Source organism: Bradyrhizobium sp. 195, from assembly GCF_023101665.1.
In the GTDB taxonomy this organism is placed as follows: domain Bacteria; phylum Pseudomonadota; class Alphaproteobacteria; order Rhizobiales; family Xanthobacteraceae; genus Bradyrhizobium.
On record NZ_CP082162.1, the window covers coordinates 195,482 to 222,425 of the forward strand.

The 26,944-nt window shown below is 61.7% G+C and carries 25 protein-coding genes and 2 pseudogenes; 14 read left to right on the forward strand and 13 right to left on the reverse strand.

Annotated elements, in window-relative coordinates; all coding sequences use genetic code 11:
• Positions 1 to 100 precede the first annotated feature (100 nt).
• The 3 genes and pseudogenes from ctaD (at position 101) to IVB26_RS42975 (ending at position 2,277) form a co-directional block, all read left to right on the forward strand.
• Positions 101 to 1,711, forward strand: a complete 1,611-nt coding sequence (gene ctaD / locus IVB26_RS39650; protein ID WP_247973823.1) for a cytochrome c oxidase subunit I — start codon at positions 101 to 103, stop codon at positions 1,709 to 1,711.
• 61 nt (positions 1,712 to 1,772) lie between these two features.
• Positions 1,773 to 2,033: pseudogene (locus IVB26_RS42970) on the forward strand (NYN domain-containing protein); the annotation flags it as partial.
• A gap of 55 nt (positions 2,034 to 2,088) precedes the next feature.
• Entirely contained in the window at positions 2,089 to 2,277 is a 189-nt protein-coding gene (locus IVB26_RS42975) for an NYN domain-containing protein (RefSeq protein ID WP_253075761.1), read from the forward strand.
• A 341-nt stretch (positions 2,278 to 2,618) separates the two neighbouring features.
• On the opposite strand, the gene tal is transcribed toward IVB26_RS42975, so the two are convergent.
• The 8 genes from tal to IVB26_RS39695 form a co-directional block, all read right to left on the reverse strand.
• Positions 2,619 to 3,665: a transaldolase gene (tal, locus tag IVB26_RS39660; protein WP_247973824.1), complete on the reverse strand. Its 1,047-nt coding sequence runs from the start codon at positions 3,663 to 3,665 to the stop codon at positions 2,619 to 2,621.
• A gap of 552 nt (positions 3,666 to 4,217) precedes the next feature.
• Complete coding sequence (locus tag IVB26_RS39665; RefSeq protein ID WP_247973825.1) at positions 4,218 to 4,475, reverse strand: hypothetical protein; 258 nt, start codon at positions 4,473 to 4,475, stop codon at positions 4,218 to 4,220.
• A 273-nt stretch (positions 4,476 to 4,748) separates the two neighbouring features.
• Entirely contained in the window at positions 4,749 to 5,852 is a 1,104-nt protein-coding gene (locus IVB26_RS39670; RefSeq protein ID WP_247973826.1) for a HupE/UreJ family protein, read from the reverse strand.
• Positions 5,849 to 6,376, reverse strand: a complete 528-nt coding sequence (locus IVB26_RS39675; protein WP_247973827.1) for a DUF4340 domain-containing protein — start codon at positions 6,374 to 6,376, stop codon at positions 5,849 to 5,851. The genes IVB26_RS39670 and IVB26_RS39675 overlap by 4 nt, the downstream gene beginning before the upstream one ends.
• An 8-nt stretch (positions 6,377 to 6,384) precedes the next feature.
• Positions 6,385 to 7,920, reverse strand: coding sequence for a GldG family protein (locus IVB26_RS39680; RefSeq protein WP_247973828.1), 1,536 nt, complete (start codon positions 7,918 to 7,920; stop codon positions 6,385 to 6,387).
• A gap of 4 nt (positions 7,921 to 7,924) precedes the next feature.
• Positions 7,925 to 8,626, reverse strand: coding sequence for an ABC transporter permease (locus tag IVB26_RS39685; RefSeq protein WP_247973829.1), 702 nt, complete (start codon positions 8,624 to 8,626; stop codon positions 7,925 to 7,927).
• Positions 8,623 to 9,660 (reverse strand): ABC transporter ATP-binding protein, encoded by a 1,038-nt coding sequence (locus tag IVB26_RS39690; protein WP_247973830.1) that lies wholly within the window; start codon positions 9,658 to 9,660, stop codon positions 8,623 to 8,625. Before IVB26_RS39690 ends, IVB26_RS39685 begins: the two co-directional genes overlap by 4 nt.
• Positions 9,657 to 10,535, reverse strand: coding sequence for an N-acyl homoserine lactonase family protein (locus IVB26_RS39695; protein ID WP_247973831.1), 879 nt, complete (start codon positions 10,533 to 10,535; stop codon positions 9,657 to 9,659). Before IVB26_RS39695 ends, IVB26_RS39690 begins: the two co-directional genes overlap by 4 nt.
• A gap of 1,059 nt (positions 10,536 to 11,594) precedes the next feature.
• On the opposite strand from IVB26_RS39695, the gene IVB26_RS39700 reads away from it, so the two are divergent.
• From IVB26_RS39700 to IVB26_RS39720, 5 genes are all read left to right on the forward strand, one after another.
• On the forward strand, positions 11,595 to 12,899 hold the full coding sequence (locus tag IVB26_RS39700; RefSeq protein WP_247973832.1) for an ABC transporter substrate-binding protein: 1,305 nt from the start codon (positions 11,595 to 11,597) through the stop codon (positions 12,897 to 12,899).
• A 68-nt stretch (positions 12,900 to 12,967) separates the two neighbouring features.
• A complete protein-coding gene (locus IVB26_RS39705; protein ID WP_247973833.1) occupies positions 12,968 to 13,867 on the forward strand; it encodes a branched-chain amino acid ABC transporter permease in 900 nt (299 codons plus the stop codon).
• Positions 13,867 to 14,823 (forward strand): branched-chain amino acid ABC transporter permease, encoded by a 957-nt coding sequence (locus tag IVB26_RS39710; protein ID WP_247973834.1) that lies wholly within the window; start codon positions 13,867 to 13,869, stop codon positions 14,821 to 14,823. Before IVB26_RS39705 ends, IVB26_RS39710 begins: the two co-directional genes overlap by 1 nt.
• The gene (locus tag IVB26_RS39715) at positions 14,823 to 15,566 is read left to right on the forward strand and encodes an ABC transporter ATP-binding protein (protein WP_247973835.1); all 744 of its coding nucleotides are present in this window, start codon (positions 14,823 to 14,825) and stop codon (positions 15,564 to 15,566) included. Before IVB26_RS39710 ends, IVB26_RS39715 begins: the two co-directional genes overlap by 1 nt.
• A 5-nt stretch (positions 15,567 to 15,571) precedes the next feature.
• Positions 15,572 to 16,234, forward strand: coding sequence for an ABC transporter ATP-binding protein (locus IVB26_RS39720; protein WP_247973910.1), 663 nt, complete (start codon positions 15,572 to 15,574; stop codon positions 16,232 to 16,234).
• A 508-nt stretch (positions 16,235 to 16,742) separates the two neighbouring features.
• Here IVB26_RS39720 and IVB26_RS39725 read toward each other — a convergent pair.
• The 3 genes from IVB26_RS39725 to IVB26_RS39735 all read right to left on the reverse strand — a co-directional run bounded on the left by IVB26_RS39725 (position 16,743) and on the right by IVB26_RS39735 (position 20,122).
• Positions 16,743 to 17,519 carry an N-methyl-L-tryptophan oxidase family protein gene (locus IVB26_RS39725; protein ID WP_247973836.1) on the reverse strand — a complete coding sequence of 259 codons (777 nt, stop codon included), beginning with the start codon at positions 17,517 to 17,519 and terminating at the stop codon, positions 16,743 to 16,745.
• A 331-nt stretch (positions 17,520 to 17,850) separates the two neighbouring features.
• Positions 17,851 to 18,306, reverse strand: a complete 456-nt coding sequence (locus tag IVB26_RS39730) for a hypothetical protein (protein ID WP_247973550.1) — start codon at positions 18,304 to 18,306, stop codon at positions 17,851 to 17,853.
• Between the two features lie 1,657 nt (positions 18,307 to 19,963).
• Positions 19,964 to 20,122 carry a hypothetical protein gene (locus IVB26_RS39735; protein ID WP_247973837.1) on the reverse strand — a complete coding sequence of 53 codons (159 nt, stop codon included), beginning with the start codon at positions 20,120 to 20,122 and terminating at the stop codon, positions 19,964 to 19,966.
• Positions 20,123 to 20,639: 517 nt separating this feature from the next.
• Between IVB26_RS39735 and IVB26_RS39740 the strand changes: the two genes are divergently transcribed.
• The 3 genes from IVB26_RS39740 (at position 20,640) to IVB26_RS39750 (ending at position 23,221) form a co-directional block, all read left to right on the forward strand.
• Positions 20,640 to 20,840, forward strand: coding sequence for a hypothetical protein (locus IVB26_RS39740; protein ID WP_247973838.1), 201 nt, complete (start codon positions 20,640 to 20,642; stop codon positions 20,838 to 20,840).
• Between the two features lie 900 nt (positions 20,841 to 21,740).
• Entirely contained in the window at positions 21,741 to 22,130 is a 390-nt protein-coding gene (locus tag IVB26_RS39745; RefSeq protein ID WP_247973839.1) for a helix-turn-helix domain-containing protein, read from the forward strand.
• Positions 22,131 to 22,792: 662 nt separating this feature from the next.
• Positions 22,793 to 23,221, forward strand: a complete 429-nt coding sequence (locus IVB26_RS39750; protein ID WP_247973840.1) for a hypothetical protein — start codon at positions 22,793 to 22,795, stop codon at positions 23,219 to 23,221.
• A 137-nt stretch (positions 23,222 to 23,358) separates the two neighbouring features.
• Here the strand turns inward: IVB26_RS39750 and IVB26_RS39755 are convergent, their stop codons facing one another.
• Positions 23,359 to 23,772, reverse strand: a complete 414-nt coding sequence (locus IVB26_RS39755; RefSeq protein ID WP_247973841.1) for a hypothetical protein — start codon at positions 23,770 to 23,772, stop codon at positions 23,359 to 23,361.
• Positions 23,773 to 24,172: 400 nt separating this feature from the next.
• Here IVB26_RS39755 and IVB26_RS39760 point away from each other — a divergent pair, with 400 nt between their 5' ends.
• From IVB26_RS39760 to istB, 3 genes and pseudogenes are all read left to right on the forward strand, one after another.
• Positions 24,173 to 24,310 carry a hypothetical protein gene (locus IVB26_RS39760; RefSeq protein ID WP_247973842.1) on the forward strand — a complete coding sequence of 46 codons (138 nt, stop codon included), beginning with the start codon at positions 24,173 to 24,175 and terminating at the stop codon, positions 24,308 to 24,310.
• Between the two features lie 639 nt (positions 24,311 to 24,949).
• Positions 24,950 to 25,837, forward strand: a pseudogene (locus tag IVB26_RS39765) (Mu transposase domain-containing protein); the annotation flags it as partial.
• Positions 25,838 to 25,848: 11 nt separating this feature from the next.
• The gene (gene istB / locus IVB26_RS39770; protein WP_346732906.1) at positions 25,849 to 26,712 is read left to right on the forward strand and encodes an IS21-like element helper ATPase IstB; all 864 of its coding nucleotides are present in this window, start codon (positions 25,849 to 25,851) and stop codon (positions 26,710 to 26,712) included.
• A 17-nt stretch (positions 26,713 to 26,729) separates the two neighbouring features.
• Here the strand turns inward: istB and IVB26_RS39775 are convergent, their stop codons facing one another.
• Positions 26,730 to 26,927 (reverse strand): hypothetical protein, encoded by a 198-nt coding sequence (locus IVB26_RS39775; protein WP_247973843.1) that lies wholly within the window; start codon positions 26,925 to 26,927, stop codon positions 26,730 to 26,732.
• Positions 26,928 to 26,944 lie beyond the last annotated feature (17 nt).

Sequence of the window (26,944 nt, forward strand, 5' to 3'; positions counted from 1 at the left end):
CGGGCGCTCTGATGGAAGATAGATGCAACCACTTGCTTTGAAGGTCGTGAGGCAAGCAGGTCTAGCGTTCCAAGCTTGATCGGAATTGGCGATAACAACCATGTCGACAGTCGGTGACGCGCACGATGGGGGGCAGGGACACCCAGGCGGCTGGCGTCGCTATCTCTATTCGACTAACCACAAGGATATCGGCACGATGTACTTCGTGCTCGCCATATGTGCCGGTTTTATCGGCGGAACCTTCTCGGTTTTGATTCGGATGGAATTGCAGCTTCCCGGCCTGCAGATTTTCACAGACCCCCATATCTACAACGTATTCGTGACAGGCCACGGCCTGATCATGATCTTCTTCACGCTCATGCCTGCGATGATGGGCGGATTCGGCAACTGGATGGTGCCGCTCATGATCGGAGCGCCGGACATGGCGTTTCCGCGCATGAACAACATTTCATTCTGGTTGCTGCCGGCGTCGTTTCTTCTGCTCATCATTTCGATGTTCGTCGAGGGCGCGCCTGGATCAGACGGCGCCGGCACCGGGTGGACGCTCTACGCCCCGTTGTCGACCGCCGGTCATCCGGGACCGGCAGTCGATTTCGTGATCCTGTCGATGCATCTCGCGGGTGCGTCGTCGATACTCGGCTCGATCAACTTCATCACGACGATCTTCAATATGCGAGCGCCCGGCATGACAATGCATAAGATGCCGCTGTTCGTCTGGTCGGTCCTCGTCACGGCCTTCCTGCTGCTGCTGTCTCTTCCTGTACTGGCGGGCGCCATTACCATGCTTCTCACCGACCGTAATTTCGGAACGACGTTCTTTGCGCCCGAAGGCGGCGGAGACCCGATCCTGTATCAGCATCTGTTCTGGTTCTTCGGTCATCCCGAGGTCTACATCATGATCCTGCCGGGTTTTGGCATCGTGAGCCATGTTGTTTCCACGTTCAGCCGCAAGCCGATCTTCGGCTATCTCGGGATGGTCTATGCGCTGCTTGCGATTGGGGTCATCGGATTCCTCGTCTGGGCCCATCATATGTACACCGTCGGCATGTCCAGCAGCGCGCAGGCGTATTTCGCCTTGGCCAGCATGGTTATCGCTGTGCCGACGGGCATTAAGATCTTTTCCTGGATAGCGACGATGTGGGGTGGATCGATAACCTTTAGGACGCCCATGCTGTGGGCAATCGGATTCATCTTCGTGTTCACGATCGGAGGAGTTACCGGCGTTGTCCTTGCCAATCCAGGCATCGATCGATCGCTGCAGGACACCTACTACGTCGTTGCGCATTTCCATTACGTCCTGTCGCTTGGCGCCGTGTTCGCAATTTTTGCAGGCTGGTATTATTGGTTTCCGAAGATGACCGGATACATGTTTTCGGAAACCCTCGGCAAACTGCACTTCTGGCTGACGTTTGTCGGCGTCAACATTGCGTTTTTCCCTATGCATTTTCTCGGATTGTCGGGAATGCCGCGACGAATAGCAGACTATCCGGACGCATTCGGCGGCATGAATCAGATTGCCTCCATCGGATCCTATTTCTCCGCCGCCGGTCTGATCACGTTCTTCGTAACCATAGTGTATGCCTTCGTCCGGAAAGAGAGGGCAGCCAGCAACCCGTGGGGACCTGGCGCGACTACGCTAGAGTGGACGCTTTCGTCTCCGCCACCGTTCCACCAATTCCAAGTATTGCCTCGGATTTCGGGAGATCAGTAGGGACCCTGCGCACGTTGGCGCGAAGAAGCAGGCGGCTCAGATCGCCGCGAAAGCAAGAGGCATGACAGGACGAAGAGCGCTCTTCATCGATGGAGCCAATCTGGATCGGACGGCCAGAAACCTTGGCTTCGAGATCGACTACAAAAGATTGTTGCTGGAATTCGAAAAATCCGGGAGCATTGTCCGTTCTTACTTCTACTTGGCGGTAAGAGAAAGCGCGGCCGGCGACGTTCAGCGTCTCACTGACTGGCTCGAGGTCAATCGGTTCACCGTTCGTACGAAGTTGATCAGGCGCCATGAGGATGAGGGTAGGAGGTCGAGGCGCAGCATTGGTATAGGCCTCGCCATTGACGCGCTCGAGATCGCTCCGCAACTGGATGAACTGTTCCTTTTTCTCTGGCGACGGCGATTTTCGTGCCCTCGTCGAAGCGGTTCAGCGTTTGGGGGGCAGAGTCACGGTCGTGTCGAGTCTACAGACCACACCGGCGATGGCGTCCGAAGAGCTGAGACGGCAAGCAGACGCGTTCCTCGAGTTGGCAACGCTAAGGAATTCAATCCAGAGATAGACGCGGTGGACGAATGGCGAGAGTTAGCAGCGCAAACTCGATGCAATATCCAAGTCATTTTCGGGGCTTTGAAATGCCCCCGCTGGTGACCCGCGAGTGCGGCGGAAATCGGCGTAAAGGTAAAGGTCTGCGTGAATTGCACTCCACGCGATGCGCGAGAGTGGCGAGATACAAGCGGCGCTTGAATAGATCTTGCGGGACCGCAATCGCCGATCGAGCCGCGGCGCCGCGCACGGGCACGGGATAGGCTGCAGCTTTATAGAAAGGCGGGGCATGGCGTGGGTGACCGGCCTAATGCTCCCACACAAAGCCTGGTGTACGGGACGTTATAACCGTCTACGTCAGCTCGCTTTGCGGATCGCGATCCCCTTGGAGTTGATACGACCCATCAAATCTTTCCAAGACTTGACGAAAGACTGAGCGCCGTCGTTCTGCAGCTTGGCAGCGAGTACGTCGATATCGATGCCGGCCTTCAGGAATTTGGCGAGAACCCTCTCGCAGTCTCCTCCGTCAGGATCGAGGGCCGTGTCGACCTCGCCGTGGTCTTCAAAGGCCTTGAGGGTAGCGTCCGGTATCGTATTGATCGTGAAAGGTGCCGCGAGTGCTTTGATGTAGAGGATATCGGAGGCGTGCGGATCTTTGGTGCCGGTGCTGGCCCATAGCAGGCGCTGAGGTAGTGCGCCGGCGTTGGCGGCGCGCAGGAAGCGCGGGGAGGCCAACAACTCTCGATAAGCCTTGTAGGTCCGCTGAGCGACGGCTATGCCGAGCCGGGTTGTCAGCGCGCCCGGAACCTTGCCGGCGACTGCGACATCCCAGCGGCTGACGAAGAGCGAGGCAACCGAGGCCACTGCCGGATTCAGCCCCGCCGCGATGCGCCGCTCGACGCCGCGCAGGTAGGACTCGGCAGCCGCGACGTATTGCTCGCGCGAAAAAAGCAGCGTGACGTTGATGGGAACGCCGGCAAAGATAGCCGCCTCGATGGCAGGCAGCCCTTCCGCAGTGCCGGGAATCTTAATGAACAGGTTGGGCTTGCCGCCACGCCGGTGAAGCTCGAGCGCCGCCTCGACGGTTTTGTCGCTGTCATGAGCTAAGGCGGGCGAGACTTCCAGCGACACCCAGCCGTCGATCCCATTTGTCCGCGCGAAAACAGGTTGAAACAACTCGGCGGCGCGGGTCAAATCTGCCAGAGCCAGATCGAAAAAAAGATCCTCAGCCGATTTTGTCGGCAACGCTTGCCGCGAAATGTCGACGTCATAGGTTGTGCTGTTGTTGATCGCATGGTTGAAGATTGCGGGGTTCGATGTCAGACCCGACACCGAGAGCTCGTCGATGTAATGTTGCAGAGTGCCATCGTTGAGCAAATCGCGAGTGATGTTGTCGAGCCACAAGCTTTGACCGAAATCGTAAGCGTTCTTGTCGGATTCATCGCGCTACCTCCCTGTTGAATGCGACGGGCATAGACGCGGCGCGAGGCGACGGATGTGCTCCGGTCGTCTGGCGACGGGATTGGATGACGCCGCTGTTCACACCGAAGCATCTCAGATATCCAAAGACCGCGGTTAACGTCGCGCCGTTAGTGTTGTCTCTTGTCCGCCTTTGACAAGCGATAAATATTGCGCGTCAACCTCAGAAAAGATGATAAGTGCGGATGGACTTGCATCCTTCGATAGCAGCTCTAGCGGCCACTGTTTAATACGGCGTTTCGGTCGGCGGACAGAGCGGCGGCACAACAAAATAGTCAATACCATGTCTCTGAAACTCGTTCATCAGTTGGCACCCGATCAGCAAAGTCAGTGCATGCAAGGCAATTGCAACAGCCCCGACTGGTGGCTGCTCAAGAGCGCAGGCGTAGCCGGCAGGAAGTACGATCAGGCGCTGTGCGCCACGGGTAACCGCTACGGCGACCGGCGACTGTCGGCCGTCATGAGGGCACGATACGACTATCTGACCTCTGTCCGACGGAAGGGGTCCGCCATATCGTCGTGGCCGCTGCGACTGCTGAAAAACATCAGCGCCATCAGCCCGCAACCGACTAACAGGGAGAAGAATGTTCCGAGGCCAAGGGCTATCCAGCCATGCTTTCCGATTTCCACACCGGTGGTCGCTCCCCACGTGATAAGAGCTCCAGCGCCGGTGAGCAACAATATGGCTGTTAGAATGGTCAACAGAGCGATTTCTGCGCCTTTAGTCTTCCTCATATCCTGCTCCCGTTGTTCCGAGGTTTGCGTTGGGCTGCAAGTTTGATGCGGCCGGACTGATCCGTGGCATTTACGAGGAAACACCGTGACTCTAAGCCGCGCTCGTATGATGGGTCCAGCGTCGCCGATGGACCGACCTATCTGGCTGTCATCCGAAACCGACATAACGGTTAGATCTCTTTTGCGCCTGCCGGGTGACTCGAAGTCGATCGGCTGACGCTTTTCGGCTCCGAAATTGAACATAATGAGGCGGTCGTCCGACTTGGCGGAATCTCACCAGTTCGCGGCGACCAGAACGCGATCGACGAGGAAGGCGAGCCCAGCGACCAGCACGAGCGCGGAGAGCGCCGTCACCGCCCGCCGCTCCCACGCGGCTCGCCGAAACCAGATGAGAACCGGCAGGAAAGCGGCAATCACCGCTGCCTGGCCGGCTTCAACGCCGAGGTTGAACGACACGAGCCCGCCTGCCAGGGCGGCCGGGAGCAGATCGAGATCGAGCAACGCGCCGGCAAAGCCGAAGCCATGCACGAGGCCAAACGCGAAGCCCACGGCCCAGCGCCACGACGCCGTGCGTTTGAGGAAAATGTTTTCGACCGCGACGTAGACGATCGACAGCGCGATCACCGGCTCGACGATCCAATTAGGCGGTGACGTCGCGCCCAGTACCGCCACGGCCAAGGTGATGCTGTGCGCCACCGTGAAGGCTGTGATGACGGCGAACAAGGATCCGATTCCTCCGCCGCCCAGGACGAGGGCCAGCACGAACAGGAGGTGATCAACTCCCGTCAGGATGTGCTCGATGCCGAGCCGAAAGAAGGCGAAGACGCCGCTCCCGGCATTAACCTCGGGCGCCGGGCTCCCGCTCGGTGTCGCGACGACGAGGCGAGCCTCGCGCCGGTCGCGTTCAAGGGTGTATTGCTGCACGCTCCCCAGGGCTTCGGCGTGGACAAGCGTGTGGTAGTCGCTGCCGAGGACGTCGGACAGGTCGTCGCGCAGTACAAGTTCGCGCGGCGTACCAGGGCAGGCGTAGTCGATGATAACTACGGCATTGGCGCGGTCGGGCGTGGGCGGCGTGACTGTTCCGGGCACCGGCTCGCATCGCAACCCATTCGCGGAAATGCCGATTTTGCGCGCGACCAAATCGGCCAGCGTGGCGTAGTCTCCACGGGGGGCCAGCCGCACCCCGGCGGCCTTGCCGCTGGCCGCTGCGAGCGCATCGGGGCCGAGGGTGAGGCTGTATCGGACGGTTCCGCCGTGCAGGCTCATGGTGGCATAGCCCATCGAGCCGGCGATGTGCCCTTGCGCTGGTCCGAGCAGTAGCAGCAGCGCGAGAGCAGCCCACGGCGCCGCGCGGCGGAGAGAGGCAGGAGGCGTCATCGCGCGGCCACTTCAGTCATGACCTCGGCCCATTCGCCGCCGACGAAGCGGGACATGAGGTAGAGCCGCGGATTGCCATCGATGCGCATGTACTGGAGGTACCCTTCGGGGTTGAACTCGCCGAAGCGGGCGCTGAGAACCGGCTCGCCGTCCCCTCCGTAGAGCTTCACGGAGAGCTGCGGCGGGTCGAGGCCGAACGGCGCCGGGTCGCTCCCCGCCAGCTCCGCCGCCTCGATCTCGCGGACAGGCCCGGAATTGTGCATGATCTCGACGGCCTTGCTCACCCGGAGCCCGGCGGTGCCGATGTTGACGCCATCAGACGTCGCCCACGCCGTCTCCCCCGCGCGGAGCAGGGTAACGCGGCGCGTGCCGCGGCTCAACTCCACCCGCGTGACCTCTTCCGGCGCGCGCTTAAGCACGCCTTTGGCCTCGAACCGCACGAGCTGGCGCTGCACCGGCATGGCGCCGCTCACCACCATCGCCGCGAGGTAGATGAGCGCGAGCGCCGCGAGGACGGGGTGCAACAAGTGCCTCATCGGCGCCGCCACCAAACGACACAGCCGAGCGCGATCACCAGGAGCGGCATTGCAAAGACGACCAGGAAGAACACCGCATTTGACTGCCGCCCGGTCAACACGATGAGGGGGGGCACGGGAACGCGCGCGGCGACGGCCGCCGTGCGCTCTTCACGTGCCAGCCAGCGGACCGCCGAGAGCAAAAGGTCACTGTTTGCCATATAGGGAAAGAACGAGTTGCTGGCGAAGTCGCTGTCGCCGACGATGATGGCGCGCATGGGTTCAGAGTTGCCGTCGAGGCGCCCTTCCACGGCGACGCCCAACACGCGCGGGCCGGGGACCGGGGGCGCTGCCGCGTCCTTATCACTCGCCGCGTCAGGCTCGACCGCGTGTGACCCCACCGGTTTGACCGGGCGCGTGTAGCTGTCCCGGCTGCTGAGCAGCAGCGGGGTGACGCGGAGGTCGCCCGCCGTCGACAGCATCGTGATGGGCCGGATGCCGGGGTAGAAGGTGAGCGAGACCGAGCGCGTGACCGGGTGAGGGTCGTAGCCCGTGACCGCCACGATCTCGGGGTTGGTCGAGTAGTGGCTCAAGGGATCGACGACGACCTCCTGCTCCGGGCGGACGCCGAGCTCGGCGACGAGCCGGGCGAGCCCGGGTTCGAGCACGAAACCCAGGTCCAGCAGGAGAAGGGCCGACCCGCCGCGCCGCAGATAGGTGCGCAAGGCCGCGCTTTCAGCCGGCAGGAACGTGGTCCGCGGATTAGCCGCGACGAGGAGGGTGCACCCAGTCGGCACGTCACCCTCGGTGGCGAGGATGAGCTTCCGCGCCTCATAACCCTGCGCTTCAAGCGCGCGGCGTAGCCGCCCCGCGCCGTGGCCCGGCATCTCCACCACCTGCGAGCTGGCATCGTCGTGGCTGTGGCCAGCGCCGCTTTCCAGGTGCGTGTGGTACTCGAAGTTGTCCATCGGCAGCTCGCCGTGGCCCTCGAGGAAGCAGGCCGTAATCGCGCGCCCGCGCAATACGCGCTGGATACCTATCGCGATCTCCGTCTCGTCCGTGCCTTGCACCAGCACTCGACGTCCCTCCGCCTCCACGACCGCGGCATTGTAGATCTGGATTGCCTTCTCGCGCGCGAGTCTGGGGTCCCGGTCCGGATCGACCGCGACGACTTTGAGCAGCGGGTTGCGCCGGGCCATGATCGCAAGGAGGTCGCGCGCGCGCCGCCCCGCGGCATCCTGCGACCGATAAAAGTAGGTGACGGTTACCTCGCGCGAGACCTCGTCAATCGCCCGCATGGCCGCCCCCGAGGGCGTATAGACCTTCTCGCGAGTCAGGTCGAAATGCACGTCATGCAGATGCAGCGCGACATTGGCCAGCACCGCGGCGCCGAGCGCGATCAGGATGACTCCGGCCGAGTAGGCCCGCCCCCGCCAGCCCGCGAGCCCGGTCTGCAGCGGCAGCCTCAGCCCGGTCGCGAACAGCACCAGGACGGCGGCGAGCCAGCCACCAGCCCAGAGCAATGCGTTCCAGTCGAGCTCGGGGTGCTCCATGGCGTCAGCGCCGGGCCAGCCCCCGCACGGCGAGGAACAGCCCGAGGAGGGTCACCGCGAAGAAGAAGCCGAAATCGGAAGCGTACATGGCGCCGAGGGCAAAAGGCTGGAAGCGCGCCAGCAGCGACAACCCGAGCACCCAATTGTCGATCGGCGACGGCAGCAACGCGGCCCAGGCGTCAATCGCCCACAGCATCCCGAACACGCCGAGCGAAACGACCGCGGCCACGACCTGGTTTGCGGTGAGCGCGGAAACGGCAAGACCGATCGAGACCAGGGCGCCGGCGAGCAGGGTGAGGCCGAGGTAGCCGCTGTAGATCGGGCCCCAATCGGGAGTGCTGAACCGCGCCAATATCCCTGAATACACCAAAGTGAGCGCGACCATCGCGAGCAGCATGCCCATCGAGGCTGCGAACTTGGCCAGCACGATGTCGCTCTCGCGCACCGGCGCCGTCAGTAGCAGCTCGAGGGTGCCGCCCCGGCGTTCCTCGGCGAACTGCCGCATGGTAACGAGCGGCACGAACAGGACGAGCTGCACGGCCGCCTGAAAGAAGACGCTCACCAGCGTTGCCTGCTTGGTGGCGATGAGTGTGACGGCGAAGCCGTAGCCGTTGAGCACAAGGAAGACGGCGATGACGGCGTAAGCGATCGGCGAGACGAACAGCGCGCGCAACTCCTTGGAAACCAGGGCGAGGAACGGCGTCACTGGAGTGCTCGGCTCGCCGTTAGCCGGAGGAACAGCTCCTCCAGGTCTGAAGCCGTCTCGACCGTCTCGACACTGGGGATGCCGGCGAGGCAAAGGGTCGCGGCGACGTGCGGCGCTGCGCCGGCCTCCGACACCTCCACCCGCCAGCCGGCGAGGCCGCCCTCCGGCTCCTCCCGGGTCACGCCGCCGATCCCCGCCAGGCCGGACAACGCCGCCGCGACCTCGTCCGCCCGGTCGGCTCGGGCGCGGACGCGAAGCGAAGTGCCGCGCCCCGCGCCGGCGAGCTGGTGGACGGTGAGCAGCCGCCCGTCGAGCAGGATCGCGACCCGATCGGCGACGCGTTCCATCTCGGCAAGGACGTGCGAGGTGACAAGGACCGCGCTGTCGCGGGCCAGGGTCCGCAGCAGCCCGCGCAGCTCGATGACCTGACGCGGGTCAAGGCCGTTGGTCGGCTCGTCGAGCACCAACAGCTTGGGTTCGTTCAGCACGGCCTGGGCGATTGATACGCGCTGCCGATAGCCGCGCGACAGCCGGCCAATCACGACGTCGCCGACCGGCTCGAGCGCGAGCCGCGCGCGGGCGGACTCGATGCCTCGGCGCAACGCACCTCCCCGCAAGCCCCGCAACCGGCCCATGAAGTGGAGAAATTCGTCCACCCGCATATGGCCGTAGAGCGGGGCGTTCTCCGGCACGTAGCCGATCCGCGCGCGCGCCTGGTGTCCGTCGCGGACTACATCGAAGCCGTCGATGCGGACAGTTCCTTCGCTCGGCCTCAGATAGCCGGTGATGACGCGCAGGATGGTGGTCTTACCCGAGCCGTTGGGACCGAGCAGGCCCACCACTTCCCGCTGCTTCACCTCGAACGAGACGCCGTCCACTGCCTGGCGGCGGCCATAACGTTTGCCCAGCCGTTCGACGGAGGCGACGGCGATGCCGTGCCGCGAGCTTTCAGCCGGCGCAATGCCAAGCCCCGCTGGGGCTCGGCGCGGCCGATCGGTCAGGTGCAGGTCCAATGTCGGCGTCGAGCCAGTCAATCGTAGAATTCCGGCGCCTTCTTCATCGCCTTGAATGCGTCCGGGTCGTGGGCGGTGAAGAAATTTGCCTTCTGCGTCGCCATCTCCCGCCTGATCCACTCGAAGGCCGAGTAGAATCCCGATGTCGAATAGACCAACGGGGTGCTCGGCGGTATATTCTGCTCGACGTTCTCCCGGAAATAGACGTTGTCTCCGGTGAGGATGGTGAGGCCGGTGTTCTTCAGCCGGACCGTCATCATCTGGCTGCCCGGCGTGTGGGCAACCCAGCGCTTCACGACGAGCGTGCCATCTCCAAACAGGTCCTGATCGCCTTCGAGCTGCAACATCTTCACCGCGTTTGCGCTTGGTGTCATGTTTCCGCGCAGCGGCAGGACGTCGCCGAGAACGTAATTGGAGCCGGTGCCGGGCTCCGGCCAGAAGAAGTTCTGAATCTCGCTCTTTTGCACGACGAGCGTCGACTTCGGGAACTTGGCCACGTTGCCGCCATGGTCGAGGTGGAGGTGGCTCACCACGACGTAGGTGATATCGTCGGGCGTGAGATCGATTTTCTTCAGCTGTGTATCGATCGCGACATCTGGCGTGTTGACCGGCTTCAACCCGGTGAACGCGGCACCCCAGTAGCCTGGGTCGGTGATAATCTTGTCGTTGTTACCCGTATCGAAGAGAACATTCCCTTTCGGATGTTTGATCACGTAAAAACCGACCGGAACCTGGATCGCCGGCTCCATGGGTGCGCCGTTCACCAAAAATCCTTTGCCGAGAGTCAACGCGCCGGAACTGAACGCGTAGAGCTTAAGCTCTTGGGCGCTTAGTGCCGTACTCGACAATACGCTCCCGAGAAGAGCGACCATTGCCGTCAAATATCTGCGGGTCATTCTTTGCCTCCCTCGTCGCGAATTTTGTTATGTTTTGCTTCTGTGCAAAGCCGCAGAGGCGCCGGCAGGATGCACTTAAGTTCAACACGCCGCAGTAGACCTGTCAATAATTCTGGACGGTGTCTCGGTTCACCCGACGGTACTGCGGCGGCGGTGGTCAGGATTGGCCGAGGCTCGTTGCGTGAGTGGATGGCTGGGGTAGGAGGGCATTCCTGCTGGAAACCAATGTTCAACCGCAGCAGGCCAAATATGGAATTTCAGTAGACTTATAGCTCTCCTGGGGCGCTCAATTTCCAAATGTCACGTGTCGTAATTCCAATGCCCGCTATGGTCCAATACCCAATCCTTCAAACATTCCGGTAAGAGCGTCAGCCGGGATCTGTCCACGCCTTCAACGAAGCGTCCCATCCCTAAGTCAATCCACAGCGAACGTCACTTCGCAAGCGCAAAACCAAGTGCTCATTTCGACCAGCGCCCAAGTTGCGGACCGAGCGCACCGCCATCGCCGAAACCAAGGCCAGGAGGCGCGTCTTGCGCTCGCGGACGACCTCGGCGAGCGCAACCGCCAGCTTGCGGACCTGCAGCAGATGCTCGCCACAACAATGCGAAGCTTGCCGAAGCGCAGATGATGCGCAGGGAACGCGAGCTTGAGGAGTCGGTGGCGCTGCGATACCTCGCGCTAGGGCCGCGACCTCGCGACATGCTCCATCGACAAGGAAAGCGTGAACGGCTGGCTAGTACGCGAAGGACAGGCCATGGCCTTTCGACGCTACTCCGAAGCCTACGTCGCAGAGGAAGAGCAGGCACGTTGGCGCGTAGGCTCGGGCCGGAGCTTTTATCCCACCCTGGGATTGGAGGCATCGATCATTTCGGGGACCTTGTCCGTTCCAATCGATGCGCAGCCGACAAAATGGGCAGCGTCGTCGAACCGGGTTTCGTCGGCTCGCGAATGGCGGCCAAGAGGGCTGGCAACACGCGACAATTATAGTAGCGTTGTTGCAAGAAGAAGCGCACGGCGACTGAAGCCGGGCGCGACACAAAGAACAGGGAGGACTTTCAATGCAGTTTCTCAAGGCAGCGGTTGCGGCCGGGCTTGTAGTTGCGACCTTTACGGGCACCTCGCTTGCGCAGACCAAGCCGTCGGAGCTCAAAATCGGCATCACGACGTTCCTGTCGGGCCCTGCGTCAGTCTTCGGAGTGCCGGCGAAGGCCGCGGCGGAGATGATCGCGGAGGACCTCAACAAGAAGGGCGGCATCGGCGGCGTGCCGGTCAAGCTCTCCTTCATCGACGAGGGCGCGGGCGGCGAAGCGCTCGTCTCGAATTACCGACGCGTGGTGCAGGATGAAAAGGTCGATGCCACGTTTGCTTCGATCTCGTCGGGCAGCTGCACCCAGTTGGTGCCGGTCGCCGAAGACCTCAAAGTCATGAATTTCATGTGGGACTGCGGTGCGGCCTCCATCCTCGAAACCAAGAAGTACCGCTACAATTTCCGGACTCAGGCGAACGGCACGCCGGAAATGCTGGCCGTGCTCCTTTACCTGCTCAAGACCAAGCCCGACTTTAAGACGATCGCGGTGGTCAATCAGGATTATGCATGGGGCCGGGAGAGCTGGGAGATCTTTTCGACCGCGCTCAAGGCGATGAAGCCGGACGTGCAAGTCGTCGCGGAGCTCTTCCCGAAGTTCGGCGCACCGGACTACTCCACTGAGGTTTCCCGCCTGTTGGCACTGCGGCCGGATGTGGTTCTGACCACGTCTTGGGGCGGAGATCTCGACACGCTGGTCCGCCAGGCCGGTCAGCGCGGCCTGTTGCAGCAGTCGACCTTCGTGCTCGGGATCGGCGAATCATCGATCCAGCGGTTGGGCAAGGACTTGCCTGAAGGCCTGATCGTCGGCGCGCGCGGAGACCACTGGTTCCTGCATCCCGAGAAGAAGAACGACGCGGCCTTCAAGGCGTTCAATGAAGCCTTCAAGGCGAAGACCGGTGCATGGCCGATCTACCCGGTCTATCACATGGCGCAGGCATTCAAGGCCCTGCAGACGGCCTACGACAAGGCGATCAAGTCCAACGGCGGCAACTGGCCCACGCGCGAACAGGTCGTCGACGCGACGGCGGGCACCGAGTTCGCCACCGGCTTCGGCCGTCCGATTACGCTGCGGCCCGAGGACAACCAGGGTCTCGAGGCTCAGCTGGTCGGCGTCACCAAGTCCGTTCCAGGGTACGACTTCAAGCTGCTCGACAACATTATGATCTTCGATCCGAAGATGATCACCAACCCGGCTGGCGTACGGTCGGTTGAGTGGCTCAAGACGCTCAAGCCGGACTTCGTCAAGATGGACGTGCCGACCTTCAAAGCTCAGTAACGGCACGCCCGACTGATCCCCGTCCTCCGAGCCTCGTCCCGGAGGACGGACCTTTTCCGAAGGCCATCATGAACTCGACACTCGCTATCTTGGCTATCCTCGATGGGATCAGCTACGCCGCATTGGTGTTCTTGGTCTCGGTCGGGCTCAGCCTGATCTTCGGCGTGCTGCGCGTGGTCAACGTCGCGCACGGTTCGTTGTACGCGTTCGGCGCCTACCTGGCTGCGACGTTCAGCCTTGCAATCGCGCCGATCTCGCCTTGGCTCACCTATCCCGCGCTGCTGGCCGCCTCTATCGTGATCGGCTTCGTGTGCGGCGGTTTCATCGAACGGTTTCTGCTGCGACCGCTCTCCGGACAGGAGGACGTCCTCCAGCTTCTGATCACTTTCGCCGCCTTCATGATCATGGACAACCTGCAGCGTCTGATCTGGGGCGTGCAGCCCATCTTCGCCGCGGAGCCATTGAGACTACTTCCCAACGTTGCCGTGTTCGGCGTCAGCTACACGTCGTACCAGGTCATTCTGCTGCCCGGCGTCGCATTGGCGACGCTATTCGGGCTCCGCTACTTCCTGCGCAGGACGCTATCGGGAGCGGTGATCCTTGCGGTCACGGAGGACCGCGAAGCTTCGACGGCTATCGGGATTGACGCAAAACGCGTATATTTCGTTACCTTCGTCATCGGCGCGAGTCTGGCCGCGTTGGGAGGAGCGCTGGCTTCGCCGACCACCTCGCTGGTCCCCGGTATGGGCGCCGATATGATCGTGCTTTCCTTTGCCGTCGCTGCGACCGCGGGTCTCGGCCAGATCGAGGGCACCGCGCTCACCGCGCTGATGATCGGCCTGACCCGTGCCTTCGTGATCTATCTCCAGCCGGAATTCGAAGTTCTCGTTCCCTATCTGCTGATGGTGCTGGTGCTTCTGGTGCGTCCGTTCGGCCTGTTCGGCGCCGTGCAGGTAAGGAAAATATGATGAGCGGTCGCATCAAGCCGGTCACCACGATCGCGATCATCTTCTTTCTGGTCAGCGCCGTCGCGCCCCTTTTTGTATCGAGCTGGGCGACCTTGTTCGCGTTGATCCTCGCGAAGGGCATCGTCGTTCTCGGTATCATTCTTCTGCTGCGGGCGGGGCAGGTGTCTTTCGGACATGCAATGTTCTTCGCTACCGGGGCGTATACCGCGGCGTTCTGGGGCAAGTACGTCGGTGGCGGCGACATCGTGCTCTTCATCGCGCTGGGCGGCATAACCTCCGCCGTCTTCGGCCTCTTCGTCGGGCTCTTCGTCGTGCGCTACCGGGAAATCTTTTTCGGAATGCTGAATCTGGCGTTTTCGATGGTGCTGTGGTCGCTGCTGGAGAAGATGTTTCATTACACCAACGGCGCTGACGGCATCCGGGTCCCTCGTCCGGCCCTGTTGGGGCTGTCGTTTACGCCCGAAACCTTCCAGTACGTCATTCTTTACGTGAGCCTCTTGATCGCGGTCGTTGCGTTCTACGGCGTGCAACGCTATCTCGATAGCCCGCTCGGACACATGCTGCGTGCCATCAAATCGAACGAGACCCGGCTCGAGTACCTCGGAACGTCCGCACGGCGCGTGCTTCTTATAGGCTACGTGATCTCGGCTTTTCTCGGCGGCATCGGCGGCACGCTGGTGGCGATCATCCAGCAGATCGCCACGCCCGAGTTCGGGTTCTGGACGAAGTCGGGCGAGTTCGTCTTTATCGCGATCCTCGGCGGCAGCGCCCACGCCCTCGGAGCGTTCGCCGGCGCGGCGATGTTCGAGTGCGTGCGCTTCTATGCGGCGGCCCACCTGGCCGACACCTGGCAGCTGATCCTCGGCGTGGTCTTGATCGTCATCATTCTCTACGCGCCTAACGGACTGATAGGTCTCAGGCAGCGCTACGGCCAGGCGAAGCAGGGAGGACATTGATGGCCAACGTCCTCCTTTCCGCGAAGGGCATCAAGATCCGGTTTGGTGGCGTCGTCGCCGCCGACGGTATCGATCTGGACGTACTCCAAGGCGAGAACCTCGCGATTATCGGACCGAACGGCGCCGGAAAGACCACCTTCCTCAACATCTCGACGGGTTATCTGCGGCCGCAGGCCGGAAGCATCACCTTCCTAGGCCAGGAAATCACGGCGCAGCTCCCGCGCACGATCACCAAGCTCGGCATCGCGCGGGCCTTTCAGATACCGCAGCTTTTTCTCGATCAGACTGTGATGGAGAACATGCTGATCGCCGCGGCCTCGCGGCTGGGAAGCCCTTCCGGCTTCACAGCTCTTTCCGCCCTGCCTGAGCTGCCTGAAATGGAGCGCCTTCTGGATCTCGTCGGCGTCAAGTTGTATGCGTCTCGCAAGGCGAGGGAGCTTGCCGAGGGACAACGCAAGCTGGTCGACATCGCTCTGGCGCTCGCGCTGAAGCCCAGACTGCTGCTGATGGACGAGCCCACCTCGGGCGTCGCCTCCGCCGAAAAGCTGGAGATCATGGACATCCTGACGTCCGCGCTCGCCAAGGAGGAGGTGACTTCGGTCTTCGTCGAGCACGACATGGACATGGTGGAGCGCTACGCCCACCGAGTCGCGGTGTGGAACGTCGGAAAGATCCAAAAGGTCGGCACGCCGGCGGAGGTTCTGGCCGATCCCAAGGTCCGCGAACAGGTGATCGGCATATGACGGCGATGCTGGACTTCGAGGACGTCAACGTCGCGATCGCCGATGCGCCGGTGCTGCGCAGCGTCAGCTTCTCGCTGCCGCCGGGCGCGACCGCCGCGCTCATCGGGCGAAACGGCGCCGGCAAAACCACGACGGTACGGACCATCATGGGCTTCACGAAGGCGAGCGGCACCATGCGCCTGGGCGGTCAGGACCTGGGACATGTTCCTCCACACCGCCGGCCCTTCTTAGGCATCGGCTACGCCCCCGAGGACCGTCGTCTCTTCTCGGCCTTTACGGTCGAAGAAAACATTCTTTTGCCCGGTCGCGTCGCGAAACTTAGCGCGGACGAGGCGCGCCGGCGGCTGGATCGAGCCTACTCCGTCCTGCCGGAGCTCAAGGAACTGGCGAGTCGCCCGGCGGGCTCCGTCTCGGGCGGCCAAGGCAAGATGGTTGCCCTCGGGCGCGCCCTGATGCTAGGCACCCGCCTCGTCATTCTGGACGAGCCGTTCCAGGGCCTCGCCCCTGTGCTGGCGCAGAGGTACGCCGAGGCGCTGCGTCGGCTTCGTTCGCAGGATCAGGACATTACCCTGCTGATCACGGAGTCGAACCCGAAGCTGCTCGAGACCTTCGCCAACGTGACGCTGACGATCGAGCGCGGCGAAATCGAAAGCCGGGTCCGGGTGTAGCGCTCGCCCGGTTCGGCGCGCAAAACAGACGGACAAGCCAAGCTCCATCGAGGCTTGCCGAACAGACGACTCTACTGGCGCTCAATGAGAACACGAGGCGGCCCGCGCCGGCGAAGCCGGCAGGGATTTGCGGTGGTCGCACCACGGCCGCCTGACGGCCCAGCGACGAAGCATGCTCGGCGAGACCCGAGACCACCGCGGCACGTCCGGCCGGCGAGCGTGCAGGTCGGCGGAAGGCCGGGATGTGAATCGGCATCGAAGCATGCCCCCTCCAATGTGATGTGAATCAGAGACTTATCGTGCCGATCAGCGTCGGGACCCCCACGCCGATTCACACCACGGCTCAAGGCTCAGTTCGCGCTTCAAGAGTCTTCGCGCGCGAATTCGGAGGTCCCGCGCCGAAGCTCGCCGGCGCAGAACATATCGACCAGTGACACCGCCAGGGTCACGTAGCCGATCCGGCCACGCCGCGATATCCGCTCAGGTGAATTGAGAATATCGGGAAAGCTCAGACGTCTCGATCGATGATTGGCCCGGCCGCGCCCGGGACAAGGGCCGCCAACGCTTCGCCGACCGGGCGGAGTTCGGCCTCGGTGGCCTGCGGACCCCAGTCGTCAGGGCTGACCACGGGCCCGTGGTTGTGAGGCGCCGCTTTGACGCCGCGCTGTTCGAAGTCCGGAAAGCCGTAGACCACGTCGTTCGGACCTCGCTCCAGAATGAAGATCGGGAAATGACCGAACGCCACAGTGTCGGGGCGGGTCGGCTCGAACCAGCCTACCGCCTGTCGGGTTACGTTGAGCAGCGCGCCAAGCCTCGGGAGTGCGCGACCGAGCCATGGGCCCAGCGCCAGAATCGCGCGCTCGGCGAAGAACTCCTGGTTGGCCGTGCGGATCGACACGCCGTCCTGGCGGGGCGCGAAGGTCGCGCGTTCCGGAATCACGCGCTCGCCAGCGCGTGCGCGCATCAGTCTCATGACGACACCGGTCCGCAGGATCGCGCCACCGTCTTGTACTACGACGTCCCAGTCGTCGGGCAGGGTGAAAGCCGGAAATTCTTTGTTCGCTACGGTCGCGGTCAACATCGGATCAGGGCGCCCTTTCGCGATCGCGGCCGCGCGTGACGACGCCACCATCGCAGAGCCGGGGAGGCCTGCCTCCAAAACAGGGGTTTCCGTCAGAATCGTTTGACGGCTTTCGGCCTGCAGCCGGATCCAACCGGCATGAGCCTCGTCGCTCAGGCTGGTGTAGTCGGGTTTTCGAAATTGAAGCGACGGAAAATTCGACATGAACCATGTGACGAGCCTCGATCCGAACCGAGTCCGACAGGGTCGAAGCCGAGCGCATCGACGCCGGCATCCAACAATGAGTTGAGCGCTGCTCCGCCCACGAGTCCTAGACCCAGCACGGCGACTTCGCATTTTCGCATGAAGGCCTCGCGAGCGATGCTACGACTCGCCGATCATCCTGATGATTTCGCGGGTTTACAAGGTCTACGGGAGGGCGATTACGTAGCGAAAGGCACCGCGGGGCGACAGCGGGCCAGATCCGAAAGTCTGAATAGGAGCCGCAGTCAAACGGCGCCCGACTCCATAGCCGTAGGAGCAGGTCGGTCGCGGCTCAGCGCGACCAAGGCCACGCGAATGACGGTTGCGGTTTTATAGCTTGCGGCCTGGCAATTGGCGCCGGCTTCGGCGGCTGGGCAACATTGGCCGACTGCCGCGGACGTGGCAATGGTACTTCCTGCATGACCTTTGGCTTTTCTGGGATCGCGTTCGTAACTTCAGGCATCATCTCCTTTGGCGCCGAGGCGTTGGCCGTGGCGCGGGCGAGTTGCTCCTGGTTTGCGTTGAGGCGATCGGTGAGCGTTTGACTTTCGCGTGCCATCTGGATCTGGATCCCTTTGACGTCGTCGATGACACGGTTGTTACGTGCGAGTTCTTCCCGGCCTGTCTTGAGTTGGCGCGCGACATTTTCATTGTCGTGGACCAATTTCTCTTGCGTCACGTTAAGCTGTTCGACTGCTTGCCTCAAGCCAGCGAGATCGCGCGTCATCGACTGCAGCTGCTGCGTCAAGTCGGAAACCAGGGCGATTGCAGACGGCGCCGCGTCTTTCGGCGCCGCAGCATTCGGGGGCCCCGCGTCAGGGGTGCAGGGTCCGAAGGGGCTCTCATCGCCGGTTGAGCGGAGGACGACCACCACCACCAAGCAGCAAAGGATACAGCCAACAGAGAGCAGACGAAGGCCACGTGGAGCTGTTTCGGCGGTTGATGGTTCGTTGCGGGTGCGCGAGACGTCTCCATGGTCGGCTGGACCGAGGGACCGTCTTCCGCCTTGCGCGTCAGGTGCGAAAGCTCCTCCGCGATCTGCCGTTCCGCGACGCTGTCGTCCCGCGTGGAAGCCATTTGGTGCTCCATATGAACCCTTGACGACGGTGCTGAGTTTCGTTGTTTAGCACAGTTTTAGCCCGTGCGCTCGGGCCCGGGCGCTGCGCGGCTGGATGGTGACGCGAACCCGATGGGAGGTCCTCGATGATCGCGCAGCCCGCGCGATTGAGCAGTCTCGCTTCCTCATCGCGGAGCGCAAGGAGGTTCTGGACGAGCGGGGGCTGATCTACGCGCGAAGATACGAAGCTGCGCGGAAAGCCAAGGTGTTCAGAAGTGCCAAGCCGATCTCGTTGCCAACTCCTAACGGCCGCGGCTTACCCCGACGGCCTGACTTCGAATATCCACTGACAACGGATGAGATATTACTGCCAGCAATTTCGACAGCTTCATGAGCTCGCGACGCGCGCCCGCAAAGCGCCGAAGACCGGCTCAGGCCCGCTAACGGTTCGCTGAATTCCACTCTGCGCCGATAGTCATGAAGCAACTGCTCCTGTCTAAATTTCCGCTCAGCGAGATCCATCTTGGCCTTCAGTTTCCGTCTCGCCAGGTCTCTCTCTGCACCGATCTTCTGGACGTTGAAAGCTCGCGACGAGTGGCTATTGCGATGCTCGGTGCGCTCATCTCGGAGCACGCTGCGCGGGATCGTGAAAGACAGCCCCCCGGCGCGCGATTTGAGCGCGCGTGCCAACTTGCAGAACCTTCGACCTGCGCTCGCGGCTCAGCCTTTGATGACAATTTCCCACGGGGGTGTAGCCCGCGCTCGGGCGGAGCTTGATTCGTCATGCTGGAAGCTATTCTCATGCTGCTGGGAATTGGAGCCGTGGCCCTTCTGCTTATTGCGCTTTGGGGACTGCATAGGCACGTGTGAGCGGGCCCGGCGTGCTCGAGGAATCTAACGGTGGACGCTAGCCGGTTCACGACTGGCGAATTGTCTCACGGTCTCAAAAGAGCGCTCGGAGGGCTCAGCAGTCCGCTCTCTCAGTTGCCGTAGAGACAGCAAAATTGCTTTTCACCCGTCTTGATGAGGGAAACCACCGTTACGAGATCCGCATCTCGACCTTTGTGCACTTCGACGTAATCCGCGCCGGCGCCAGGCGTTCTGCCGATTGTCGTGGATCGGCGATCATGCATGGATCGTTTACCAGCCCGCCCAATGCTCCCGGCTGCCGATCCAATTGCGGGTAAGAGCGCCGGAGCAACGACGAAGGGCCGCATGAGCGCCTAAAAGCTTATAGGACGTCTCCTGCGGCCAGCGCCGGCACGTTCCGCACGATCGGCGCGGCACTGCGAGTGCTCGTACAGAGGCTGGTCAGCGTGAAGGGCAGGGGCCCGCCAATCAGGTGATTTTAATAATTGGGAGGCTTGTCTGCCCGGTTGAGCAGTCCCAAACGCCGTTCAAGCTCTTCCTTCTTGGCCACCAGTCTCGCGGCAAGAATGTCATTGACCACCGCATGGAGTCGCCAAAGTTCTTCGAGAGACATGCTCTCAAACGGCTGTCGTTCCATGAATCCCCCCGACTCACAAATTGCCCATAGCTTGGGCTCACGAGGGGCCGATGGCAACTTCGGGGGTGGTTACGCGCAGAGTTACCTACACCTACGGCGCCGACCTAGTTTCTTGGAAGCTGAACGACTCGACCTTGACCGCGAGCGGAGGGGCCCGGTTAGGCAATTTCTCTACCACTGCTTCCCATAGAGAAATCCCGTGATTGCCTACCCCTCCGCGCCTGCCGGCACACCCGCAGATTAAATTTACGATCCTCTATCATTTGAGACTCTGCACGAGAATTTCGGGCCGAACGATATCAACCGGCGCGCCGCGTTGAGTTTGGTGCGTCGGGCGGTCTCGGTGCGTCTCGGTCCAGCCCCGGAGATGCCCGGGGCCGTTCGCTGGGCAGCAGGTCGGACTCAAGGCACAACCCTACAACCGGTAAATCGCTTTAAAGTTGTTATCGGAACAAAAAGAGGCCGCGGCGGGAAGTCGATGTGCACTTCTGCACTGACGTGCCGTGTAATTTGGTAGATGTTCCCGCTCAGCCCCATGAAAGACATGCAAGCCCACCTTGAGACCCTTCGTTCGCAGATTAAAGAATGCGAAAAGCTGAGAGATGCTGCGAAGGGTGAGCTAAAGCGAGCGACCTTTGACAGGATCGTCGCTCACTACAAGGTGTTAGCCTCCGAGCTGGAGGCCGCGATCGCGCGGATGAAGGCCGGCCAGGAGTAAGGGCCGCCCGAGTAGGCAGCTTTCCGTGATGTTGTCCAGCAAGGAACGACTCTTCAGCGGCGAGGATTAAGACTTCGGTCTGTGGCGCGATACCTGTTTCCGAGTTCAGGGTTTGCGACATCCACCCGGGACGGCCCATCGTTCGAACGCGCGTTTGACGATGGGTCGCTCTCGCATTCGCCGCAGCCTCTTCCCTAGGAACGACCGGCAAGCGACTGGATTGGTGCTGTGCTCCGGCTCCATGCCCCCCTGCGGTTCGGAGTAAATTCCAACGGCCCCAGCCGCCGCCAGTAGCTGGGGCCGTTTCTTGCCTAGGAACAATGAGGGCGCCGGAGAATCGTATGGGCAGCTTTCCCGCACTCGGGAAATGCCATGCGATATTTAGTGTACGCGGTGGATTTATCCGGCGTGGCTCGCGCAGCTTACGAGCTTAATTGCCCTTCCGACAAAGACGCCGAGGTTAGAGCCAAAACATTCTTAGAGGCCCATCCCACCGTCGAGGTTTGGGAGGGTCCGCGCAGAGTAGCGCGGTTAATACGCGAGAGCGGGACGCTGAACATTAAAAATGAGGGCGGTTTTGCCGCTAAAAGGCCGCCAGTTCACGCTGGGGCCATGTTAGCATTTTGCGTGCCCCGCCGATCGTGCGGAACGTCGCGGCAACGGCCGCAGGGATTGTCTTCGGGCAGCGCCTGCGGCCGTTTGTTTTTGTTTCGCGTAAGGCATGATGAAAAGTGGAGGCCGCCGGTAGACCCGAGCCTTAATTTTCTTGGACCCCCTTTACCGGCGCTGGTTTCCTAGCTCCCAAAGCTTTTTCTGATGGGCTGATTTAGTGGCTGCCAGCCGCAGCCGCACTAATAGGTATTACCAATCAACTCGGGGGCCCCATCACGGGCGACGTCCATGACGTTAGATCAGGTTCGTTCAGCGATGCCATCAGGCAAGGAAGAGTGCGACCTCTACTGTAACCACAATGCTGACGTGTGGAGGACTGTACGTTGCGGTTCTGCAGGCCGGGTCGCTCATTACATTGCGAAGGCGACGCTAGCATTCGGCCATTGTGCAATCAGCCATAACGACTTGGCAGCCGCATCGTTCTGTGGCCGTCGCACAGTCGGCAAAGCTGTTCGAGAGCTTATCGAGAAAGGCTTTATTTCATACGAGGGGCGCACCGCGACCGGCGAGCCCATCTACAAGGCGATCTGGGAGCGTGCCGAGGCATGCGCAGCGCGATACGATTTCGTGGCTCCCGAGGGTTCTCTGGAGCAAACGAATGCCCAAGAAGCAGCGTGATTTCGCGCCAACCTACTGGGTGCGCTCCAATCTTCGCGACGACATAAACGGAGATTCGAGGGTCACTCATACAGCGGCTCGCTTCTTCGAAAATTGCTTGCCTCCTACAGCTGGAAGAACGGCTATGCGGAGTGTGCCGACACATTTATAGATCGTGACATCCCGATTTCCCCGGCCTCAATCAAGCGCGCTCGCAAACTGCTGTGCTCGCTTGAACGAATTTGGATTATACGGCGGGGTGTAGTCAACCTGCCGACACGCTATGGCATCGCGCTCTATTACCGAGGTTCAGATCGCTTCCGTGAACTCAGCGGCGGCGAGCACGCAGTGGACTTTCGCACCAGCCCGGTCACCATGCCGAACGACTATCACTTGGCCGGCCTGCTAGCGGGGCCGCCCCAAGGGGGCAAAGACGACCTTCCCAAGGTATCAAAAGTGCGCTCCCAAGGTGTCATGGTGACCCCCAAACCCATCCTCTTACAGAGGATAATATAGGCGCCCCTAAAGGAGCGCGCCCTGTTGAGGGCGCGCAGGGTGGCGCCAAGAAAGAGGAAAGTGCGGCGCGGTGGCATGCCTCTGAGGGAGGTCGGTTTGCGAAGTGGCGCATCGTCCACGCTGAATATGTCGGCAAGAAGGGAGCGGACGACGAGGAGAAGGACGTCTTGCTGGTCCACCTTCGGAGCGCACGTGGTGCCAAGTTTACACTGCGCTGCCATAGCGACGAATACGCAAGCCTCGACGATGCCTTAGGCGTGGTTGGCGAGCCTGAGAGGTTGGCCAACCAAGAGGTGATGATGTCAACCGGAAATGCCGCAAAGACGTTCCGCAGATCTGCACCACTCCCATGGTGCGAGGTGACAATCCTATCTGGGGAGTCTGATGAAGACGGTAGCGCGCGTGTTCAGGTAGCGTTCCACGACAAACATGGAGGCGAGTTGACAATAAATCTGTCAGCAGAAACGGCAGCCGCGCTTGCGGCCGAATGCGGCGGCGAGGACCAGTCAGTTGGTTCTCGCGTCCGGTACCGGATCATGCCGGACGATTCATATGAATGGAGGCTTGTCGTCGCGGCCAACCGGACGGCCGCCTGACCGGGTAGGGGGCCATTTCAATCCCTCCCGCGGTCGGCCCTGGTTACCCGGCCCAAAGTTGCGGACGCGACGCCGCAGATTTCGGGATTATTTTTCAGGCCGCGCAGTCGGCCACATTCAGCACATCACGTGAGGACTCAATGAACAAACATACTCCGATCGAATCCCGGCTTGCCCGCGCCGGCCGTCATGCCGACCTTCGCCTCCTCCAAGATTACGCTGCGCCTCACGCGCCCTCGGCCTGGATGCCGGCGAACGACAACGAGGTTGGCAGTACTCAGGTTGACCGGGTCGCTGAGATCCGGCCGAGTCCACGCGAGCAGATCAGGATTGCTGTGAACGCTGCCATCAAGGCGCGAGGCTGCTACGGTCCAATATCGCCAGCAGAACTTGATGCTGCGGCCCGACGCAATATTAAGGTCGAGGGTGGGCGGATCACCCAATGGCGCGGCAGCGATGGCAAGTGGCGTGACGCCACTGAACTGCACAGACAGGCGAAGGGCGCTCGCCGCAAGACCGATGAGGAGCGGGAGGCGGACAACCAGCGGCACCTTTCCATTCGCGCCAGCGGTGGGTTTCCGGCGGCGCCGGCGTATTGTGAACGGGGCAGTCAGGGCGAGGACTATCGGCGGATACGCGCGGCCAGTTGGGCGCAGACCTTATGTGCCTGCAACGATAGTCGCCGGGTCGAGATAGACCGCGCCGGCCTTGGCGGTCGACATGCCTTCGCCGCGGCTCGGAGCAATGCTGGCTTAGCGCCCGCCGAACGGTGCCCAGGGGGATTGCCAAGGGCGCCGAGTTCATGGGCTATCGTCAGCACCGCAGCGTCACCGCGACGCCCGGGAGCTTCGTTGGCCCTGCTAGCGGCCCCGAGGATGCCCTGATCGCCGCCCTAGACGCGCGCATGTGAAGGCTGGACTTGGGGAGCACTTCGCGGTGCTGGAGGCGAGCTTGGACGGCCTGTCCGCACGCCAGATAGCCGACACAAAAGGCTGGGGCTTAGGCAAGTCCGGGGAGCGCAAGGCCGTGGCGGCGCAGGATAGGGCCTTGGAGGCGCTGGCTGCGATGGAGAAAAAGCCCGTGGCCTAACAATGAAACCATGGTCTAGCCCCATTTGAGACCGGAATCGCCGATCATATCTGCCGCGCGCTAGAGCGGGGGAGACTGCGACACGTGGCGAACGAGCGGCGACGCAATGTCTATGCTGCACAGATTCTAGTCGACGGCAGTCCTGTGCGGTGCAAGGTCCGCCACCTCACGGAATCCTCTGCGATCGTCCAAATCGATAACGCGCCTTTCCTGCCCGAGGCTTTCGGCCTGCGCGTTCCAAGTGCTGGCTTGGATATTGATTGCTCGGTTGTATGGCGTGATGAGCGTCGTCTCGCTGTGAAGTTTCTGAACTGACCGCCAATATTTTTGTACACGCGCGTCCCTACCCTGAACCCGGACCGTATTCCAATTGTAGGGATGCTGATCCCGACGTGACGTGCACCACTAGCGCCGGTTCGATCCCGTCGCACACTTTCCGGCTTTGAGCCGTGGAAGCCGCTAAGCGGCTTTTTATTTCGCCCATCAATTGCAATTCTTAATAATGGAGAATGGCCGCGTGGCCAGCTTGAACAACGCGCTCGACAGCATCGAGCGCCATCTCGACTTCCCGCGAAGTCGGAGAATCGGCATTGCCCGACGCATGCAAGAATCCGGCATCCTGCCGATCGGTGCACCAGGCGTCGCGCCGGACAGACGATCTTCGTCGGTAAAGGGCGTCTTTACAATCGCCGGTTCCTGCAGATGTGCAGCCACTATCTAGTCGATCCAGTCGCCTGCACGCCAGCGTCTGGCTGGGAGAAGGGGCAGGTCGAGAACCAGGTCGGGCTGGTCAGGGAACGCTTCTTCACGCCGCGGCTGCGGTTCAAAAACCTCGACGAGTTAAACGCCTGGCTACTCGACAAATGCATCGCCTACGCCAAGGCTCATCGCCATCCGGAGCTGGCCGATCAGACGATCTGGGACGTGTTCGAAGCCGAACGCCCCAAACTCGTTCCCTATGCCGGCCGGTTCGACGGCTTCCATGCGGTGACGGCATCGGTCTCGAAGACCTGCCTGGTGCGCTTCGACAACAACAAATACTCGGTAGCAGCCAGCGCAGTCGGACGACCGGTCGAGGTTCAAGCCTATGCCGATCGCATCGTGATCCGTCAGGATGGACGCATCGTTGCCGAGCACCCGCGATCCTTTGGCCGCGGCGATACCGTCTACGACCCTTGGCATTTTGTGCCGGTGCTCGCCCGCAAACCCGGCGCCTTGCGCAACGGTGCTCCCTTCAAGGACTGGGTGCTGCCGGCCGCGATCGAGCGGATCCGGCGCAAGCTTGCCAGCACCGACGATGGCAATCGGCAGATGGTCGACATCCTCAACGCGGTGCTGACTGACGGTCTGCCCGCGGTGGAAGCGGCCTGTGCCGAAGCGCTCGATCATGGCGTCCATTCCGCCGATGTCGTGCTCAACATCCTGGCTCGTCAACGCGAACCCACCCCACCGGCCAACATCATGACGCCGGCCGCACTGACGCTCCGCCATGCGATCGCCGATTGTGCCCGCTACGACAACCTCCGGAGTACCATCTGATGGAACGAACCCAAATCTTCGACCTCATGGGCGAGCTCAAGCTCTACGGCATGAAGGCTGCCTTCGACGAGATCATGGCAACTGCCGTCAAGCGCCAGCACGAACCCCAGCGCATTGTCGGCGACTTGCTCAACGCCGAGATCAACGAGAAGCAAGCCAGGTCGATCAAATACCAGCTCACCATTGCCAAGCTGCCGTTGGCCAAGGACATCGCCGACTTCCAGTTCGACGGCACGCCGATCAATCAGACTCTCGTCAATGATCTCGCTGGCGGCGGCTTCATCGCCCAACAGCGCAACGTCGTGCTGGTTGGCGGCACCGGCACAGGCAAAACCTACCTGGCCATTGCCATCGCCAGAAGCTGCATCCGATCCGGAGCTCGCGGCCGCTTCTTCAACGTCGTCGACCTCGTCAATCGCCTCGAGACCGAGACCCGCAATGGACGGCAAGGTCGGCTCGCCGAGCATCTGACCCGCATGGACTTCATCGTGCTGGATGAACTCGGCTATTTGCCCTTCGCCCAATCCGGTGGCCAGCTTCTCTTCCACCTCGTCAGCCGGCTCTATGAGCGCGCCTCCGTCATTGTGACCACCAATCTCGCATTCGGCGAATGGCCGACCGTGTTCGGCGACGCCAAGATGACCACCGCGCTGCTCGACCGGTTGACCCATCACTGCGACATCGTCGAGACCGGCAACGATAGCTGGCGGTTCAAAAGCCGAGACGACGATCACGCCACCCGCGCTCGTCTCGCCTCCGCTATCCCGGCCAGCTCCGACGAGACGAGCGCTACCAGCAAACCCCGCCGCGCAAAGGGGTCAAAATTGGACGCCGATGAGGGGTCAACTTTGCAGGCCGATTGACACTTCACAAGCTTATTTCAGCGTTGGTTTTCGGACAGCTCGACCACTTGGACAGGAATCTTCACCGATGCATCAAATTCTCTCGAACACGGGAATGCAATGAGAGTCTCGAACGTATCGGCAATGTGCTCAGTGACCTGAAGCGCGCCGAAACCCTCCAGGTTCTCATCGCCATCGCTTAGGATGAGAACGCCCTCAATACCGCCCTCAATCATGCTGGTCACTGCCCTAG

Bases quoted from the DNA above. Each gene is read 5' to 3' on its own strand.
- IVB26_RS39745 (WP_247973839.1), top strand. From the start codon at position 21,741: ATGACGTTAGATCAGGTTCGTTCAGCGATGCCATCAGGCAAGGAAGAG.
- IVB26_RS39710 (WP_247973834.1), top strand. From the start codon at position 13,867: ATGAGCGGTCGCATCAAGCCGGTCACCACGATCGCGATCATCTTCTTT.
- IVB26_RS39735 (WP_247973837.1), bottom strand. From the start codon at position 20,122: ATGGAACGACAGCCGTTTGAGAGCATGTCTCTCGAAGAACTTTGGCGA.
- IVB26_RS39665 (WP_247973825.1), bottom strand. From the start codon at position 4,475: ATGAGGAAGACTAAAGGCGCAGAAATCGCTCTGTTGACCATTCTAACA.
- IVB26_RS39700 (WP_247973832.1), top strand. From the start codon at position 11,595: ATGCAGTTTCTCAAGGCAGCGGTTGCGGCCGGGCTTGTAGTTGCGACC.
- IVB26_RS39705 (WP_247973833.1), top strand. From the start codon at position 12,968: ATGAACTCGACACTCGCTATCTTGGCTATCCTCGATGGGATCAGCTAC.
- IVB26_RS39740 (WP_247973838.1), top strand. From the start codon at position 20,640: ATGTTCCCGCTCAGCCCCATGAAAGACATGCAAGCCCACCTTGAGACC.
- ctaD (WP_247973823.1), top strand. From the start codon at position 101: ATGTCGACAGTCGGTGACGCGCACGATGGGGGGCAGGGACACCCAGGC.
- IVB26_RS39680 (WP_247973828.1), bottom strand. From the start codon at position 7,920: ATGGAGCACCCCGAGCTCGACTGGAACGCATTGCTCTGGGCTGGTGGC.
- IVB26_RS39695 (WP_247973831.1), bottom strand. From the start codon at position 10,535: ATGACCCGCAGATATTTGACGGCAATGGTCGCTCTTCTCGGGAGCGTA.
- IVB26_RS42975 (WP_253075761.1), top strand. From the start codon at position 2,089: ATGAACTGTTCCTTTTTCTCTGGCGACGGCGATTTTCGTGCCCTCGTC.
- IVB26_RS39775 (WP_247973843.1), bottom strand. From the start codon at position 26,927: ATGATTGAGGGCGGTATTGAGGGCGTTCTCATCCTAAGCGATGGCGAT.
- IVB26_RS39725 (WP_247973836.1), bottom strand. From the start codon at position 17,519: ATGTCGAATTTTCCGTCGCTTCAATTTCGAAAACCCGACTACACCAGC.
- IVB26_RS39715 (WP_247973835.1), top strand. From the start codon at position 14,823: ATGGCCAACGTCCTCCTTTCCGCGAAGGGCATCAAGATCCGGTTTGGT.
- IVB26_RS39670 (WP_247973826.1), bottom strand. From the start codon at position 5,852: ATGACGCCTCCTGCCTCTCTCCGCCGCGCGGCGCCGTGGGCTGCTCTC.
- IVB26_RS39720 (WP_247973910.1), top strand. From the start codon at position 15,572: ATGCTGGACTTCGAGGACGTCAACGTCGCGATCGCCGATGCGCCGGTG.
- istB (WP_346732906.1), top strand. From the start codon at position 25,849: ATGGAACGAACCCAAATCTTCGACCTCATGGGCGAGCTCAAGCTCTAC.